The following is a 16,068-nucleotide window of genomic DNA, read 5'->3' as shown; positions in this document are numbered from 1 at the left end:
CCACTGCCTCTTATTCACTCTCACTTGCAAATAATTGCTGTGCTAACATTTCAGCTAGTTCTTGCGGTGTTGTTTCTCCTTTCTCAAGTTCAGATACCCGCCCTCGCAAACTTTCTTTTTGCATGATCGTTTTGCGCCTCTGTTCATACAACAGCAATAATTCTTCCTCTACTTCTTGGTAAAGTTGAGCCAATCGCTGTTTTTCCCATTCTCCAGTCTGTTTGAGATATTGGTCATGTTTTTGTAAACACTCCCAAAGAGCACTTATGCCTTGGTTTTGCTGGCTGCTTGCCGCAATTACACTTGGCATCCAAGTTCCTTTCCCTCCGCTTAACTCCAACATGTCTTCAATCTCAGCGATCAAACGAGGGGCACCTGATTGATCTGCTTTGTTAACTACATACACATCAGCGATCTCCATCACGCCAGCCTTGGTAACTTGTATCATATCTCCAGCACCAGGGTGGAGTACTACACATACAGTGTCTGCAAGGTTCATAATGGAAAGCTCCGACTGGCCGACACCAACGGTCTCAATTAAGATGACATCAAACCCCGCAGCATCCAGGACACGAACACAATCTTTGGTATGGATCGAAATACCACCCACTCTCCCTCGATTCGCCATACTTCGCAAATAAATCCCTTCATCCATAGCATGACGATTCATCCGAATCCGATCTCCTAAGATGGCTCCTCCTGAAAACGGGCTCGTCGGATCGATTGCCAAAACGCCAACGGTAAGTCCCTGTTTTCTTAGATGAACGAGCAGTGAGCCAATAAGTGTACTTTTTCCAGCCCCAGGAGGACCTGTTATCCCTATGACTTGAGCTTTTGCCGTATAGGGTAAGAGCTCTTTTACCATCGACTTGGCCTCTTCATCTCGATTTTCTAGTTTGGTGATCGCTTGCGCGATCGTACGTTTATCTTTTTGGCGTAGAAGCATCAGCCAATCTTCCAACTTTTTCCCACCTTTTATCACTTTGTCAAATATTTTGCGATGACGATGCGCTGAATCTCATTGGTTCCTTCGTAGATTTGGGTGATCTTTGCGTCGCGCATCATTCTCTCTACTGGGTACTCTCGTGTATATCCATACCCGCCAAATATTTGGACTGCCTCTGTTGTGACTTGCATCGCAGTGTCCCCAGCCAACAATTTAGCCATCGCAGAGGCTTTCCCATAACTTTTGCCATTACTCTCTAACCATGCAGCTTGATAGGTTAAAAGTCTTGCAGCTTCAATTTGTGTTGCCATATCTGCCAGTTTAAACTGAATCGCTTGTTGTTCTGCCAATGTCTTGCCAAATTGCCTGCGCTCTTTGGCATAGGCTAGAGCAGCATCCAATGCCCCTTGAGCGATGCCGACTGCTTGTGCTGCGATTCCATTTCTCCCGCCATCCAAGGTACGCATTGCAATGGTAAAACCTTGTCCTTCTTCGCCCAATAACTGATCGGCAGGAACACGGCAATCTTCAAGAATAATCTCCAACGTTGGAGAAGAACGAATCCCTAATTTTTTTTCTTTCTTGCCAAACGAAAATCCAGGTGTGCCTTTCTCAACAATAAAAGCACTGATCCCTTTATGCCTTTTCGCCGGATCGGTGACAGCGAAGACGATATAGATTTCTGCTTCTCCCCCATTGGTGATAAATATTTTATTTCCATTTAACACATATTCATCACCCACACGAGTGGCTGTCGTTTTCATGCCTGCTGCATCCGAACCTGATCCGGGTTCCGTCAGCCCATATGCACCAAGCTTTCTTCCCTCGGCTAAGGGACGCAGAAAACGCTCTTTCTGAGATTCAGAACCATATGCAAAAAGCGGCCAACTGGCAAGTGATATATGTGCAGATAAAGTAACGCCCATCGATCCACATACCCGAGATAACTCTTCCACAGCAATCACATAACTGAGAAAATCGCTTCCTGCTCCTCCGATCTCCTCACTCCACGGAATACCAGTCAGACCTAGCTCACCCATCTGATCGAAAAGGCTGCGGTCAAACCGCTCCTCTTCATCACGAATACTGGCTGTTGGGGCAATTTGTTCTTCCGCAAACTGACGAACCATCTTTTGCATCATTTCATGTTCGTCATCCCATTTGAAATTCATTTTTGTCTGCTCCTCTCCTGAGTCAAGGTGCTCGCTATCACGACACGTTGAATTTCATTGGTTCCTTCGTAGATTTGGGTTACTTTTGCATCACGGAATAGACGCTCAATCGGATAATCTCGAATATAACCATTGCCGCCAAAAATTTGCACTGCCTCAGTCGTCACTCTCATCGCCACATCAGAAGCATACAGCTTCGCCATCGAAGCTTCTTTCCGACACGCTTCTCCTTGTTGTTTATAAGAAGCAGCTCGATAAATCATCAATCTTGCAGCTTCCACCATCGTTGCCATGTCTGCGAGTTTAAACTGAATCGCTTGCTGGTCTGCTAGAGGCTTACCAAATTGCACTCGTTGTTTGACATATTGCAGACAGTGTTCTAAGGCACTCTGAGCAATACCAAGCGCTTGCGCTCCTATGCCAATTCTTCCACCTGCTAGATGCTGGAGAGCGATTTCATAACCCTGCCCTTCTTCTCCTAACAACTGACTGACTGGCACCTGAGCTTGATCAAAAATAAGTTCTCCTGTATTAGAACCATTTAAGCCCATCTTTTTTTCTTTCTTGCCAAAGGAAAAACCGGGTGTACCTTTGTCGACAATAAAACTGCTTATCCCTTTTGTACCTTTGGTCGGATCGGTAACAGCAAAGACAATGTATACATCTGCTGCTTCCGCATTGGTAATAAATACTTTGCTGCCTGTTATCACATATTTATCATTTTCCCTAACAGCCCGCGTTTGAATCTTACTGGCATCAGAACCTGCCTGCGGCTCTGTTAAAGCAAATGCACCAATCTTTCTTCCCCAGCTAAGATCACTTAAGTATCGCTGTTTTTGCTCGTCTGTCCCATAATGTAAGATCGGCATCGTAGCAACAGATGTGTGTACTGCTAATATCACTCCAACGGTTGCACTCACCCTTGAAAGTTCCTCTAAGGCAATAATATAGGTAATAAAATCTGCTCCAACTCCGCCTGCTTCAGCTGGGATGGGGATACCCATAAAACCCATCTCGCCCATCTTTTGAATGACTTCAAGCGGAAATACTTCTGCTTCTTCCATTTTGGGGATATGCGGAGGAATGTGTTGTTCCGCAAATTGACGAACCAACTTTCGCATCATCGTTTGTTCATCTGTAAACGTAAACTCCATCACTCTGCCCCCCTGTAATCATAAAATCCCCGTTTGCTCTTTCGGCCTAACCACCCTGCTGCTACATACTTTTTTAGTAAGGGACAAGGACGATATTTGCTGTCTGCAAAACCATCGTGTAATGTTTCCATGATCGAAAGACATGTGTCCAAACCGATAAAATCAGCTAACTCTAAGGGACCCATCGGATGATTCATCCCCAGTTTCATCACATCATCAACTGCTTCTGGTGCTGCTACCCCTTCATAAACAGCATAGATTGCTTCATTTATCATCGGCATCAATATTCGATTGGAAATAAAACCGGGGAAATCATTGACTTCTACCGCTTTTTTCTCCAATTTTACAGCAACGCTTAGGACAGCCTGATATGTTTCTTCACTTGTGGCCAGACCCCGAATCACTTCAACCAATTTCATAACAGGAACAGGATTCATAAAGTGCATCCCAATGACGCGGTCAGCTCGATTTGTCGCAGCAGCTAACGCCGTTATGGGAAGAGAGGAGGTGTTACTTGCAAAAATAGTAGAAGGGGGGGCCAATTGATCCAACTTAGCAAACAGCTCTTCTTTTGCCTGTTTTTGTTCGACAATCGCTTCAATGATCAGATCAGCATCCCTTACAAGACGCAAATCCGTTGTCGTTTGGAGACGGTTCAAGCACGTAGTTTTTTCTGCGACAGTCAATCTCTCTTTGACGATTTGCCGATCAAAATTTCGCGTGATTTTCTTGACACCTTTTTCTAACCAATCATCTGATTGATCGATCAAAATGACTGTATAACCAGCTCGAATCGAGACTTCTGCTATACCACTGCCCATTTGTCCAGCACCGATCACCGCTATTCGTTCCATCTCGATCCCTCCATCATCACTTCACTTCGATTAACACTGCATCTCCTTGTCCTGCGCCGCTGCAAATTGCCGCTACTCCAAGTCCTCCTCCACGGCGACGCAATTCATATGCCAAAGTAAGTAAAATTCGGGCACCACTTGCACCGATTGGATGTCCAAGTGCTACAGCTCCACCGTTCACATTTACTTTTGAATCATCCCATTCGAGTATTTTCCCCGTCGCTAAAGGGACAACGGCAAATGCTTCATTTACTTCAAATAAATCGATATCTTTTACATCTAAGTGGTGCTGGTGTAAAAGTTTCTGGATCGCATAGGCTGGAGTGACTGGGAAACGCTCCGGTTCCATCGCAACTGTAGCATGCCCTAAAATCGCAGCAAGCGCATTTACCCCGAGTTCCTCTGCTTTTGCCCGTGAACTGACAACCATCGCCGCAGCGCCATCATTGACTCCTGGAGCATTTCCAGCTGTAATCGTTCCATCTGCTGCAAAAGCGGCTGAAAGTGCTGCTAATTTTTCGCTGCTGGTATCACTGCGAATTGATTCATCTGTTATTACCAACGTCGTAGATTTGCGGTTTTTCACCTCTACTTCTGTGATTTCTTCCGCCATCACTCCAGCAGCGACCGCTCTCGTTGCTAACTGATGACTGCGAGCTGCCCATGCATCTTGTTCTTCTCTACTAATCTGGTATTCTTTTGCCGTCGTATTTCCATGTATAATCATATGCACATCCTCAAATGCACACCACAAACCATCATGTATCATCAAATCAAGCAGCTGCCCATGACCCATTCGCTGTCCAAATCTCGCTTTGGGCAGAATATAAGGAGCATTGCTCATGCTCTCCATGCCGCCTGCAACGATTAACTGGCTTCCTCCAGCACGAATAATCTGCTCTGCCAATGTCACACTGCGAATTCCTGAGGCACAGACTTTATTAATCGTTTCTGTCGGAACATGCCAAGGGATACCAGCGAGATGTGCTGCTTGGCGAGATGGGATTTGTCCTGCTCCACCCTGTAATACCATCCCCATTAACACTTCCTCTACTAAATCAGCAGAAACACCAGCTCGCATCAGTGCCTCTTTGATCACAACAGCCCCAAGCTCTACCGCAGGGATCGTATGAAGAGCACCGCCCAATTTTCCAATCGGTGTTCGAGCTCCTTCTAAGATCACTACTTCACTCACGACTCCCACCTCCAACAGATAGAAATAGCTGTTTTTCCAGTGAAATGAAAACGTTATCAATATTAAGGATACCTTATCGAAGAAGCATTTACAATTCCGTCAAATCATCTAACGTAACATATGGTTACCTTCATTTTTATGTCGATTGGAATATTTTTATTATATCTTCCTCGCAAATTCTATTTCTTTTACTAGAATCCTATATTCTTTTTGAGCTCCAAGACTTACCAACTTTTGTATAAGCAAAAAATCCATACTTCCACTAAAATAAAAATAGAACCTACATTGGAAGGAAAGAAGAACGTGCAGAAATTTGTTACCAGCCCTATGGGATTTCTGATCACCATTCTCGCGGTTACGCTATTATGGGGGAGTCCTGCTCCGTTTATCAAACTGAGTTATACATGGTTATCGATCAGCCCAAACGAATATAGTAAAGAATTTTTATTTGCAGGTTATCGCTTTCTATTATCTGCTGTCATTCTCTATGTCATTTTACGAGTTACGAGAAAAGAAAAAATCTTTACCCCAGCTGCTTTCCGGCATTTGAGCAAAGTAGGATTTATCCAAAACTTTTTGCAGTATCTCTTTTTTTATGTTGGGGTAAGTATCTCTTCCAGCATGGTCACGGTCATTCTCACTGGTACTGCTTCCTTGTTTCAAATTTTAATAGCCCATTTTATTGATGCAGATGATCGGTTAACATTGCGAAAAATAGCTGGAGTAGCTATAGGTTTCCTCGGAATTTTTGTCGTCAGCCTCCACTCTATCTCTTCCGGAGTTGGCTTTGGGGCTGGAGAAATACTGCTGCTTTTAGCCAATCTAGCAGGAGCTGCCGGCAATCTATTAGCACGCCATGAGTCGAAAAGATATGACATCGGTGTTATTACCTTTTATCAACTATTTATTGGTTCCCTCTGTCTCATTGGCATAGGAATTTGGAAAACAGGTCTGGTTCCTTTTCACTTTGATCTCCAATCCGGAACTACTTTTGTTTTTTTAGCATTAGTAGCAGTCATCGGTACGTTTTTTTGGAATATTTTACTTCGCTATCATCCTGTGAGTAAGGCATCGATCTTTTTGTTTCTCATCCCGGTTTTCGGCGTTTTTTACTCATCTTTCCTGTTAGCGGAAAAGCTGAATTTGTATACGTTTATCGGCTTAATCCTCGTCTGTTTGGGGATTGTCGTCGTTAACGTGAAAAATAAAACAGCAAAAGAGCAAATAGCATCGGAAGTGTAACTTGTACAGTTCATTTGGCAAACCTATGGATATTTCTTATAATAAAGAGAGACAGAGGCGATCTACAAACTTCGGGAGGAGATATGTCGCCTGATATACATCCTATGGTATGGATCAACCTTGCCATCTTGCTGGTCTTCATCGCTTGGAGGACCTACCGAGCCAATATGATAAAGGAACTCGAAGTAAGCGGGCTGCGCATCTTCGCCTGCCTCGTCTTGACCTTTATCGGCATCGGTTTCATCGAAGCGAAAGACGGCGCGATGGGAGCACGATGGTTCTTTGCTCCTCTGGCAGCGGTGGTACTGGGATTCATCTTGAGAGGAAAGCCCAGGACTCCCAAGCCCCCTCCGTACTTCTTCCCTCCTGTAAAGCCAAAGAAAAAGAAGAAGCTGAGTCCAGAAGAAATGCAGGAGGAGTTCCTGAGGGAGATGCGTCGTCTTCGGCGTTCTGTTGACGATGTCGGATACGGGGTTGACTACGACCACCACCACGACCACGATTGATCGAAGGGAAGTAGATCACCTGTCGGCTGTGTGTGAACCTAGCACACAGCCGATCCTGAAAATAAAACGTGAACATATAGATGAGCCAGCTCCTACACAATGGGAGCTGGTTTTTATTGTGTAAATAAGCAGTGGAGATAAAATGGCTTTCAATTGTAAAAAAAGGGGCAGTCATCATATAATAGAAGTACACCAACGTGATCCACGACCTCCTGGGAGTTTGAAGTGATTGTTCTGTATGTGCTGGGCATGACCGCCTGCGTCGTTCACGAGATCTACCGTTCCAAGCAGAGGAACGGTCTCTACAAGTCCGAGCGGCTTCGTAAGCGCAATCAAGGCATCGTTCTTGCCTTCATCTGGCTGATCGCCTACGGTCTGCTGTACCTGGTGAGCGCCCCGACCTGGGCTCTGTTCCTCTTCTTCGTCGCTGTCGGCGCCATCGAGGTGTTCGCCACCAAGATCAGGTGGGACATCGCGGAGTTCTGGGGTCTCACCGACTGGATCTTCGGGATCGCAAGGGACCTGATGGGCTTGATCGCCAAGAAGGCACCGGCGAAGAAGGTGTCTCTGAACAAGGCACCGGCTGCTCCTGCGCCGACTGCTCCTGTACCGGCTGTTCCCGTGCCGAGCTGCCCCTGCGCCCGTTGTTCCGCATCGGCTGCTCCTGCACCGACTGTTCCTATGCCGGTGGTTCCTGCGCCGGTTGTTCCCATGTCGGCTGCTCCTGCACCGGCTGCTCCTGCACCGGCTGCTCCTGCACCGGCTGCTCCCGAATCGGATGCTGTCAAGGTCACCGACAACCGTGGTGGAGATCGGAGTTTCCTCGGCTTCAACAATTCCTGAGATTCCACAGGAGGGGTGGATCACAGCTGACTACATGTTACCAAAGTGTGTAGTCGGCCGTGAAAATATCATGTAAGAGTATATAGAGAAACCAGCTTCTACTCATTAGGAGCTGGTTTCATTTTGTTTCTAAATAATCCTTTGACTCTAATTCGTGAGTCAACTTATTTGGAAAAAGGAAACATTTCCAATTGTGATTATTACCGATTGTCAACTAGTGCGAAGTCATACTATAATAAAAGTACGTATTCGTGATCCTTCCCTTGAAAGGGGAATCTCGTGGCTCTCATCGTGGCTCTGACCAGCCTCATCGTGCAGGCTCTCTGGCTGTACCTCGAAATCCTCAACATCCGGTACGCCAGGAAGTCGAACCTGCGGCCCCGCATCTGGAAGTGGATCGGCGCGGGCTTCCTCATCTGGCTCCTCATCGTCGTCGTACCGACCATCGCCCGCATGATCGGGGTACCCGACTTGCTCGTGCTCGTCGGAACCCTGATCGGCACGTACTTCGTGCAGTGCCGGCTCATGAAGTTCTGGGGTATCTTGAAGAAGTCCCCGAACCAGGAGGAGTCCTCGGACCCGAAGAAGTCCCCGATCACCTTCCAGGAGCGTCTCATCAAGTTCGCCGGCTGGCTCGGCGAGCAGTACCGCGGGACGAAGGAGAACTTGCACCAGCAGGCCCAGCCCACTCAGGTGCCGCCGGCGCAGGCTCAGACCGTGATCCCGCCGATGCCCAAGAACCCCCCGACCGTCTAGTAGGCTCAAACCGCTCCGGCGACCACAGCCAACTGACATCCACAAGGAAGGATCACACCGACCGTACAGCACAATCGTACGGCCGGCGTGAAATTTAATGATCCAACACATAGATAAAACCAGCTCCCAAACGATGAGAGCTGGTTTTTGTTATATAAAAATATACCTTTAGAGAAATCACCCTCGCAGTGCGATTCAATTATTTCACATTTATTTATCAATGGGTGAACTCCATACTTTGACAACTCCACACGGCTAAAGACGTTGGATTCTTGAAACGATAGCCTCATGACTACTTCATTACCAAGCTAACTCCGTGTGCCCCACGGTTTACGTATATTGATTTCTTAATTGCCGCGAACAACTTGGTTTTCGTCTGCTGCGACTAGACATGTATTTCCATAGAAGTGTTTATTTGTAAAGTTACTTTTTTCAAAGGATGGACTGGTGAATGAAAATTCCTTCCCCTCGTCCAATACTCACTTTCATCCCACGATTTAAATCATGGATTTTCACACTCACAATGCTATAATCAGAGTAAGCAAGTATTCGTGATCCACCTAGTTTTCCCGGGAGGGAATATGAACGATATCGCATCGACGTTCATCGGTGTGCTGATGCTCCTCGCTGCCTTCGGCTTCATGGTCGTGCTCTTCATCGCGAACAGCATCCGCCTCAGCAACGCCCTCAACGGACGGAACAAGCGCGACTTCCGCAGGCAGATCTGTCTGACATTCCTGATCGCCTTCGCGGCGCCGTTCGCCTCGGCTCCCCTGCTGTTCGGCACCAGCATCGCCTGGGTGATGGTCATCTCCGTTCCGGGGACGACGATCCTCGGATGGTTGGTGATCTCGAAGATCTGGAGGCGCGTGGCGCCAGCCAACCTGAAGGCGCCGAGCACTCGGTGACCTGATCGGGATATCCCTTGTGGATCGCAGCCGACCGTAGTTCGCTACGGCCGGCAGTGTATATAATGAATAAATCCATAGAAAAAACAGCTCCTATTTGATGTTCGAGTTTGATGTGCATTTGGGAGCTGTTTCGTTTTATATCCATCTACAAAACTACCAGCCTTTTCGCTCGCGAAGCGACGTAATATGTGCGACATGATGCTCACTATGCAAGCATAGACTGCTGTTGCGATATCGAGATTCAATGGTCCAAGCTCTGGATGAATAAAGTCCTTTTCCCAATCAGAAGACGAAAAAGAACGCAGCAAGATTGACCAACGGTGATGTGAGCCATCTAAAATAGCAAGTGAACTGGAGATCGGAGCATACTTCGCATCAGGAAGCTCTGCCCATTTCCCTTCGTAATAGGTGCGAATGGCAGGAGATTCCTCCGTCAATGCAAGGCGAGATCGGGTGTAACTATTCAAATGGCTGTCTGCTAGATGGTGAACAACTTGTCGAACAGTCCATCCTCCTTCTCGATAAGGTGTATCGAGTTGTTCCTCTGTTAAACCTTCCACTGCTTCCCGCAAAGATGAAGGAAGGTTTTCAATCGTTTGAATAAATTGTTCACGCAGCTCTGATGTAAACACTGCTGGTTTTTGAAACTTTCCTATTGGATATCGAAGATCCTCCATCCATTTTCACCTCTTTACCAAATTTCACACTATGTATCTAACAATTATTTATATACTATGCTATTCAAAAGTATAAAAGTCCTTACTTTTTAGCAAGGACTTTGTTTATTCTTATCGCTTATTCACTTGAGGTAATTCAACTTCCTTTTTTATAAGATCAAAAGCTATTTTTTCTTCCATTTTCCCTTTATAAAACAGACTGTGCCAACAGCTCTGCGACATCAAAAGTTTGTACCTGTTCTTCAACTTCCATCGCTTTTGTTCCATCCGATAACATCGTCAAGCAATAAGGACAAGCACTGCTGATGATGGTTGGGGATACTTCCAATGCTTGTTCCGTTCTAGCAAGATTCACCCGTTTCCCTTCTGTTTCCTCCAACCACATCATCCCGCCGCCAGCACCGCAGCACATGGCGTTTTCGCGATTCCGCTCCATCTCTACCAATTCCACTCCAGGAATTTGTTTTAAGATGTAGCGAGGTGCTTCGTATTCCTCATTGTATCTGCCTAAGTAACAAGAATCATGGTAGGTAATGCGCTCCCGGATGGTATTACGAGGGATGAGTTTCTCTTCTCTTACTAACTGAGCTAACAGCTGTGTATGATGGATGACTTCCCCTTCCCAGCCTAGGTCTTTATACTCATGTTTAAATAAGTTAAAAGCGTGAGGGTCAGCGGTGATGATCTTCTTCACTTTGTGTTTTTGAAACTTCTCGATATTTGCTGCTGCTTGCTGCTGAAACAAAAATTCATTGCCCAAACGCCTTGGGGTATCTCCAGAGTTTTTCTCTTGATTTCCAAGGATAGCAAATGAGATTCCTGCGTGAGTCAGCAATTCCGCCACAGCTTGGGTTACTCGTTTTGTTCTCGTATCATAGGAACCCATCGAGCCGACAAAAAACAAATATTCAAAAGTAGGATTTTCTTTAACGGTTGGTACAGGTATGGTACTTTCGGCCGCCCAGTTCGCCCGTTCTTTTTTGCTGAGTCCCCATGGGTTGCCTTGTCGTTCAATGTTAGTAAGCGTTCTTGAAGCTTCAGGGCGAATGCTCCCTTCCGTTAAAACCAAGTACCGGCGCATATCGATAATTTTATCAACATGTTCATTCATCACAGGACAAGCATCTTCACAGTTGCGACAAGTGGTACAAGCCCATAACTCTTGAGGTGTGATGACATCTCCCACAAGCGATACGTCTTTGCTTTGGATTGTCGCAGCAGCTTCTGTGGCAAACGCAAATGCGGGCATCCATGGAGTGGTGGAAGTGATCGCTGCCCCTTTGGCTGTCAAATGATTGCGCATCTTCACGATTAAATCCATCGGCGATAACATCTTTCCTGTGCCAGATGCCGGACAAACAGACGTGCACCGCCCGCATTCTACACAAGCATATAGATCGATCAACTGAGTTTGAGCAAAATCCTCGATTTTCCCCGCACCAAATGTCTCCGCAGACTCATCTTCAAAATCGATCAAGGATAGTTTGGAACGATCCCTTCGCAATACTACATTCAGCGGAGCAACAAAGAGATGAAAGTGCTTGGACTGTGGAACATAGAGTAAAAAACTGAACAAAATGACAGCATGCATCCACCAGCCAATATAAAACAAGACACTGCCTGCCGCTGGTGTCATCCAACCGATAAAAAAGTAAGCGATTGCAGAAGATAACGGAGCAGTCCAAGTAAGGCTTTCTTCCAGCCAAACTTTTTCAAACGCAGAAGACCAAATGATGGACAAGAGCACGGAAGTGAGGAACAAAATGACCAAACCTGAGCGGAAACCCCTTTTTAGTCTTGGAAGTTTCTCTACATAGCGACGATAGTAAGCATATCCAGTAGCAAGGAACACAAGGAAAACAGTGACTTCTTCTAAAAATTGAAATGCCGAATAATAGGGGATAGGCAGATGATTTCCCGGAAACAATCCTTTGATAAACAAATCGATTGCCCCAAATTGAATGAGGATAAAACCGTAAAACATAATCACATGCATCCAGCCGCTTTTCTTATCTTTTAACAGTTTCTTTTGACCAAAAATATAACCCCACGCACCAGCAAAATTCCATTCCCATTCTACCTTTTTTCCAAGTAAGATGTAGCGGTACCGGGTATATACAATTCTGCCAAATAAGAAGAGAACTGTTGCTGTCAACAACACAAACAACACGATGTGAATCCAATACAAAGTTTGCATTCCCATTGCTCCTTTTTGTCAAATGAGTACAAAGAAGGGCTGTTAAAACAAAACCTTACCGACTAGCAAACTCTTGCATTATTACTCCCGATAAACAAATTCACTAACATTTCGTGCAAAATCCGCTTGATATGTACGTCTTCCGCGACTGCCCACAAAAGCAACAAAGGACGCTACAGCCGTACAAAGCGAGACTAGGAACGAAGTGACGTAGCGAGACTTGTGCCCTTGTCTAAGGTACATATCTTCGCTTGGGATTTTTTGTATCTATTTTTGCTCAAGTAGAGTTATTTAATAGGAAGCTACCTTGGAAGATGCATCCTAGACCAAAACAGCGTCAAAAACCGTATGGGACTTTTACTATAAGTATATTGTATATGTTAGTCATCTTTCCTTCCATTTTAAATTTGATCTTCTTCCGAATCGGTTGTAATTAGAGTTTATCCCCAAAATACTCTTCTTCCCATCAATCCCTTTCTACATAAGACATTCAAGCCTTCTGGAGGCACGGTTTCTGCTCTAGTCCACAGAATTATTTCCATTTGTTGGTCAAATTGCGCTTTGTTACACGAATGCTGGTCATCAGTTTTCTGAATTGTTATAATTAATAGGAGCACATGAATAAGCCTATTCGAGTAGCAGAAGGAAATGCCTTTTCCTCGTAGGCGTGGCAACCGATCAATGAGGAGTTGATCGGAATTGTGTTCGTTAGGACTCCAGACAAATCGTCTGGAGAAGTGGACCTCTCTTTGAGAGTCTCCAAGAGGATGAACCTCTAGGATGAAAGGATAACGGTGATATCTGTTCCAACTGTTCAAACCTTTCGATTCCTAGAGGATAAACCTCTAGAACGAAAGGGTAATGATGGTAACTGTTCCAGCTGTACCTACCTTCGTCGAGAAGGATCTGTCCCTCCGTGTGAAGGTCGGTGATGCTTGCGGGCTCACCTGCACCTTCTGTCACAACGAGGGGGTTCCGGTGACTTCCGACAACCGCAACCTTCTTATCAGTCCCGTCAACAAGAAGTCTGTCCCTATCTGGAAGGATGGTGGCGGGAAGTCGGGTCGACGGTCAATCTACAGCCAGACGAACGGAGTAAACTTCCTGTCCGACCTGGTAGAACCCGACGACGAGTTTATCGCAGCGCTGAACATGATTCGCGAGGTGTTCGGGACAACGGAAATCCACCTCACAGGTGGGGAACCATCCCTGCATCCCCGAGTCGCGGAAATCGTCCGAGTCGCCACAGAGAACAACTATGTGGTGGGGATGACCTCCAACGGAGAGAATCCCAAGGCCTTTCCGCCCAGTGCGGCGGCGGGTCTGGACCGTGTCAACTTCTCCATCTTTGGAACAACTCCCCAGGAGCTGGCCGAAGTACAAAACGAGAAGTTCCGAAATGAAAAGCTGGCAGAAGTGAAGCTGAGGTCTTTGGCGAGGAGCATCGATGCAGCTCTCTCCAACGGCGTCAAGGCAAGTGCGAATATCGTCGTACTCAACCACGACCACATTCCACGCGTTCATCGCCTGCTGGAAGAGTACTCCAGCGAGCTTTCCGTCCGGCTGCTCAATTCACTAGATGACGGTCAAGCATCCATCGACGCCATCAACCAGATATTCACGGACCTGAACGCCAAGCCGGTCGCGAACTACGTGACGGCAGGAGTCTCAGGCGCCCGAACCGTGTACGAACTCCCCGACAAAAGGAGGATTCAGTTCAAGAAAATCCGAACCGTCCGACTCCCCGACACCTGTCAGGGATGCAGCCTCAATAACCCCGTCGACTGCCAAGAAGGCTATTACGGCATGCGGCTCTACAAGTCTATGGGCGGAGGTTACGTAGTCGGCATCTGCATTCAGCGGATGGATCTTACTATGCCTGTGGATGAGTTCGTCAACAGCCCTCGATGCCAGGAGGTACTGGACTTCAGGGAACAGGAATACCAACAACTGAACGCGGCTGAGTAAGTCAGCCAAGCAGGAGGAGAAAGTCGCCTCCCGCTGACCAGGTTATTCGCTAGTCGATCGTATGGTTGATAAGCGAAGAGTGAGCTGAGGCTCTACCTGGGTCCCCCTCTTTTTTCGGAAAGAGGGGGACACTGATTTATAGCGTTATTTCGAATCTACTTTGGAAAACAATGTTACATAACATAAATCTTACTTCCTATGTGGGGACTGACCTCATCCAGATGAAGCGGTTGCACTTCTTTCTTCACAGTTAAAAACTCCCATCATATTTTCTTATGGGTTGTTTGTCTGTATAGAGTACATCAACCTCTGCTATTTCCAATAAAAACCGTAATCCATCTTGCTAATGCCGTAAATCTGCCTCGATCATTCTTGATATTGACAATATAACCCATATATACGGCATAATAAACAGAAAATATTGATATTTATATCGATGAATATTCTCTAATTTTATATAGTTTATAAGAGAAAGGGGGGTCGATTATAAAATGTTCATACCTAAAATTGTCAGATTTCATTAAATGGCTCGTGTTCCCTCATGTCCTGCCCGTGGAAAAACAGATTACGTCATATCTGATGGTGGCGAAGAAACTCGGTGAAAATGTACAGATTGTGGGACAAAATTAATAGAAAGTTACAGAAGTGAATTCAAGTTTATGGTTTGATTTTGAAGGAACAAAAACAACAAAAGACATCTATGAAAAAGAAGATAAAATGTTAATATAAAATGAAAACAGGATATTGATGTAAAAAAATATTAGGAGTGTAACTATATGAGTGGCCCAAACAAAAAAAATGTCTTTCCTATGGAGAATATCAGAAGCTTATGTTTCTTGAAAAATGTTGTAGTGAATCCAAATATTGAAGTTGGAGATTACACTTATTATGACGATTCTGTTGATCCTTTGGGTTTTGAAAAAAATGTTCTTTATCATTTCGATTTTATCGGTGATAAATTAAAAATCGGCAAGTTTTGTGCTATAGCATCCCATGCCAGATTTATCATGAATGGGGCGAATCACAATACAAATGCTTATACTACTTTCCCTTTTGGGGCATTTGGCGGGGATTGGGAAGTTGGATTGAAAAATTTAAGTGGTGGATTCAAAGGTGATACAGTTATCGGAAATGATGTTTGGATAGGTTATCAAGCTACAATCATGCCAGGGATTCACATAGGCGATGGAGCTATAATTGCGACAAATGCTGTAGTGACCAAAGATGTACCACCTTATTCCATTGTAGGTGGGAATCCTGCTAAAATCATACGCTACCGGTTTGATGAAGAAACGATTGATATTCTGAGTTCAATGAAGTGGTGGGACTGGGATATTGAAAAAATAACCGAAGCAATTCCTATTTTGACAAGTGATAACAAAGATGCTTTAAGAGAATTAAGAAGGATACAAGATTAGATTCTTGTTTATTTATTGGATAACAGTTCTCAAACGCTGAATAGACATCACATTTTGTTTGTGCTAAACTTCAAAAAGAATTTATTTCTATTGGTGGAGGCTGGAAAGTAATGCGCAGTATTTGTTTAAATCATTGCATTTGCTTCTGTTTCATTCGTTTACGTTAGTAATAGGTACAGTACATTCAACTCAATTTTTTTTGACTTAATGAATTGAGTTTATTTACTGT

The 16,068-nt window shown here is 45.2% G+C and carries 13 protein-coding genes and 1 pseudogene; 7 read left to right on the top strand and 7 right to left on the bottom strand.

Translation table 11 applies throughout. The features are described 5' to 3' along the window. Positions 1-10: 10 nt before the first annotated feature. The 5 genes from meaB to AC5WOF_RS11465 are packed head-to-tail and all read right to left on the bottom strand — an operon-like array spanning position 11 to position 5,321. Positions 11-961: a methylmalonyl Co-A mutase-associated GTPase MeaB gene (gene meaB / locus AC5WOF_RS11485; protein WP_496050097.1), complete on the bottom strand. Its 951-nt coding sequence runs from the start codon at positions 959-961 to the stop codon at positions 11-13. A gap of 17 nt (positions 962-978) precedes the next feature. Then, entirely contained in the window at positions 979-2,118 is a 1,140-nt protein-coding gene (locus tag AC5WOF_RS11480; protein WP_496050096.1) for an acyl-CoA dehydrogenase, read from the bottom strand. Then, positions 2,115-3,272, bottom strand: coding sequence for an acyl-CoA dehydrogenase (locus AC5WOF_RS11475; RefSeq protein WP_496050095.1), 1,158 nt, complete (start codon positions 3,270-3,272; stop codon positions 2,115-2,117). Before AC5WOF_RS11475 ends, AC5WOF_RS11480 begins: the two co-directional genes overlap by 4 nt. Next, positions 3,272-4,132: a 3-hydroxybutyryl-CoA dehydrogenase gene (locus AC5WOF_RS11470; protein ID WP_496050429.1), complete on the bottom strand. Its 861-nt coding sequence runs from the start codon at positions 4,130-4,132 to the stop codon at positions 3,272-3,274. Before AC5WOF_RS11470 ends, AC5WOF_RS11475 begins: the two co-directional genes overlap by 1 nt. Positions 4,133-4,142: 10 nt before the next feature. Then, a complete protein-coding gene (locus AC5WOF_RS11465; RefSeq protein WP_496050094.1) occupies positions 4,143-5,321 on the bottom strand; it encodes an acetyl-CoA C-acetyltransferase in 1,179 nt (392 codons plus the stop codon). A gap of 303 nt (positions 5,322-5,624) precedes the next feature. On the opposite strand from AC5WOF_RS11465, the gene AC5WOF_RS11460 reads away from it, so the two are divergent. The 5 genes from AC5WOF_RS11460 to AC5WOF_RS11440 all read left to right on the top strand — a co-directional run bounded on the left by AC5WOF_RS11460 (position 5,625) and on the right by AC5WOF_RS11440 (position 9,576). Continuing rightward, entirely contained in the window at positions 5,625-6,563 is a 939-nt protein-coding gene (locus AC5WOF_RS11460; RefSeq protein WP_496050093.1) for a DMT family transporter, read from the top strand. Between the two features lie 83 nt (positions 6,564-6,646). Next, positions 6,647-7,069 (top strand): hypothetical protein, encoded by a 423-nt coding sequence (locus AC5WOF_RS11455; RefSeq protein ID WP_496050092.1) that lies wholly within the window; start codon positions 6,647-6,649, stop codon positions 7,067-7,069. Positions 7,070-7,294: 225 nt separating this feature from the next. Continuing rightward, on the top strand, positions 7,295-7,912 hold the full coding sequence (locus AC5WOF_RS11450; protein ID WP_496050091.1) for a hypothetical protein: 618 nt from the start codon (positions 7,295-7,297) through the stop codon (positions 7,910-7,912). A 279-nt stretch (positions 7,913-8,191) separates the two neighbouring features. After that, on the top strand, positions 8,192-8,668 hold the full coding sequence (locus AC5WOF_RS11445) for a hypothetical protein (protein ID WP_496050090.1): 477 nt from the start codon (positions 8,192-8,194) through the stop codon (positions 8,666-8,668). Positions 8,669-9,249: 581 nt separating this feature from the next. Further along, positions 9,250-9,576, top strand: a complete 327-nt coding sequence (locus AC5WOF_RS11440; RefSeq protein WP_496050089.1) for a hypothetical protein — start codon at positions 9,250-9,252, stop codon at positions 9,574-9,576. 156 nt (positions 9,577-9,732) lie between these two features. On the opposite strand, the pseudogene AC5WOF_RS11435 reads toward AC5WOF_RS11440, so the two are convergent. Both AC5WOF_RS11435 and AC5WOF_RS11430 read right to left on the bottom strand, forming a co-directional pair. Further along, positions 9,733-10,256: pseudogene (locus AC5WOF_RS11435) on the bottom strand (YfiT family bacillithiol transferase). 187 nt (positions 10,257-10,443) lie between these two features. Next, positions 10,444-12,453: a (Fe-S)-binding protein gene (locus tag AC5WOF_RS11430; RefSeq protein ID WP_496050088.1), complete on the bottom strand. Its 2,010-nt coding sequence runs from the start codon at positions 12,451-12,453 to the stop codon at positions 10,444-10,446. Positions 12,454-13,314: 861 nt separating this feature from the next. On the opposite strand from AC5WOF_RS11430, the gene AC5WOF_RS11425 reads away from it, so the two are divergent. Together AC5WOF_RS11425 and AC5WOF_RS11420 are read left to right on the top strand one after the other, a co-directional pair. Continuing rightward, positions 13,315-14,421 carry a radical SAM protein gene (locus AC5WOF_RS11425; RefSeq protein ID WP_496050087.1) on the top strand — a complete coding sequence of 369 codons (1,107 nt, stop codon included), beginning with the start codon at positions 13,315-13,317 and terminating at the stop codon, positions 14,419-14,421. 776 nt (positions 14,422-15,197) lie between these two features. Next, positions 15,198-15,839 (top strand): CatB-related O-acetyltransferase, encoded by a 642-nt coding sequence (locus AC5WOF_RS11420; RefSeq protein WP_496050086.1) that lies wholly within the window; start codon positions 15,198-15,200, stop codon positions 15,837-15,839. Positions 15,840-16,068 lie beyond the last annotated feature (229 nt).

This window comes from Shimazuella sp. NTD250 (assembly GCF_059510375.1).
The sequence above is the reverse complement of the archived record's forward strand: the minus strand, read 5'-3'. Positions and strand labels throughout refer to the sequence as shown.

Coding starts and splice junctions, on each gene's coding strand:
- AC5WOF_RS11430 (WP_496050088.1), bottom strand. CDS start 12,453: ATGCAAACTTTGTATTGGATTCACATCGTGTTGTTTGTGTTGTTGACA.
- AC5WOF_RS11420 (WP_496050086.1), top strand. CDS start 15,198: ATGAGTGGCCCAAACAAAAAAAATGTCTTTCCTATGGAGAATATCAGA.
- AC5WOF_RS11440 (WP_496050089.1), top strand. CDS start 9,250: ATGAACGATATCGCATCGACGTTCATCGGTGTGCTGATGCTCCTCGCT.
- AC5WOF_RS11475 (WP_496050095.1), bottom strand. CDS start 3,272: ATGGAGTTTACGTTTACAGATGAACAAACGATGATGCGAAAGTTGGTT.
- AC5WOF_RS11425 (WP_496050087.1), top strand. CDS start 13,315: ATGATGGTAACTGTTCCAGCTGTACCTACCTTCGTCGAGAAGGATCTG.
- AC5WOF_RS11480 (WP_496050096.1), bottom strand. CDS start 2,118: ATGAATTTCAAATGGGATGACGAACATGAAATGATGCAAAAGATGGTT.
- AC5WOF_RS11455 (WP_496050092.1), top strand. CDS start 6,647: ATGTCGCCTGATATACATCCTATGGTATGGATCAACCTTGCCATCTTG.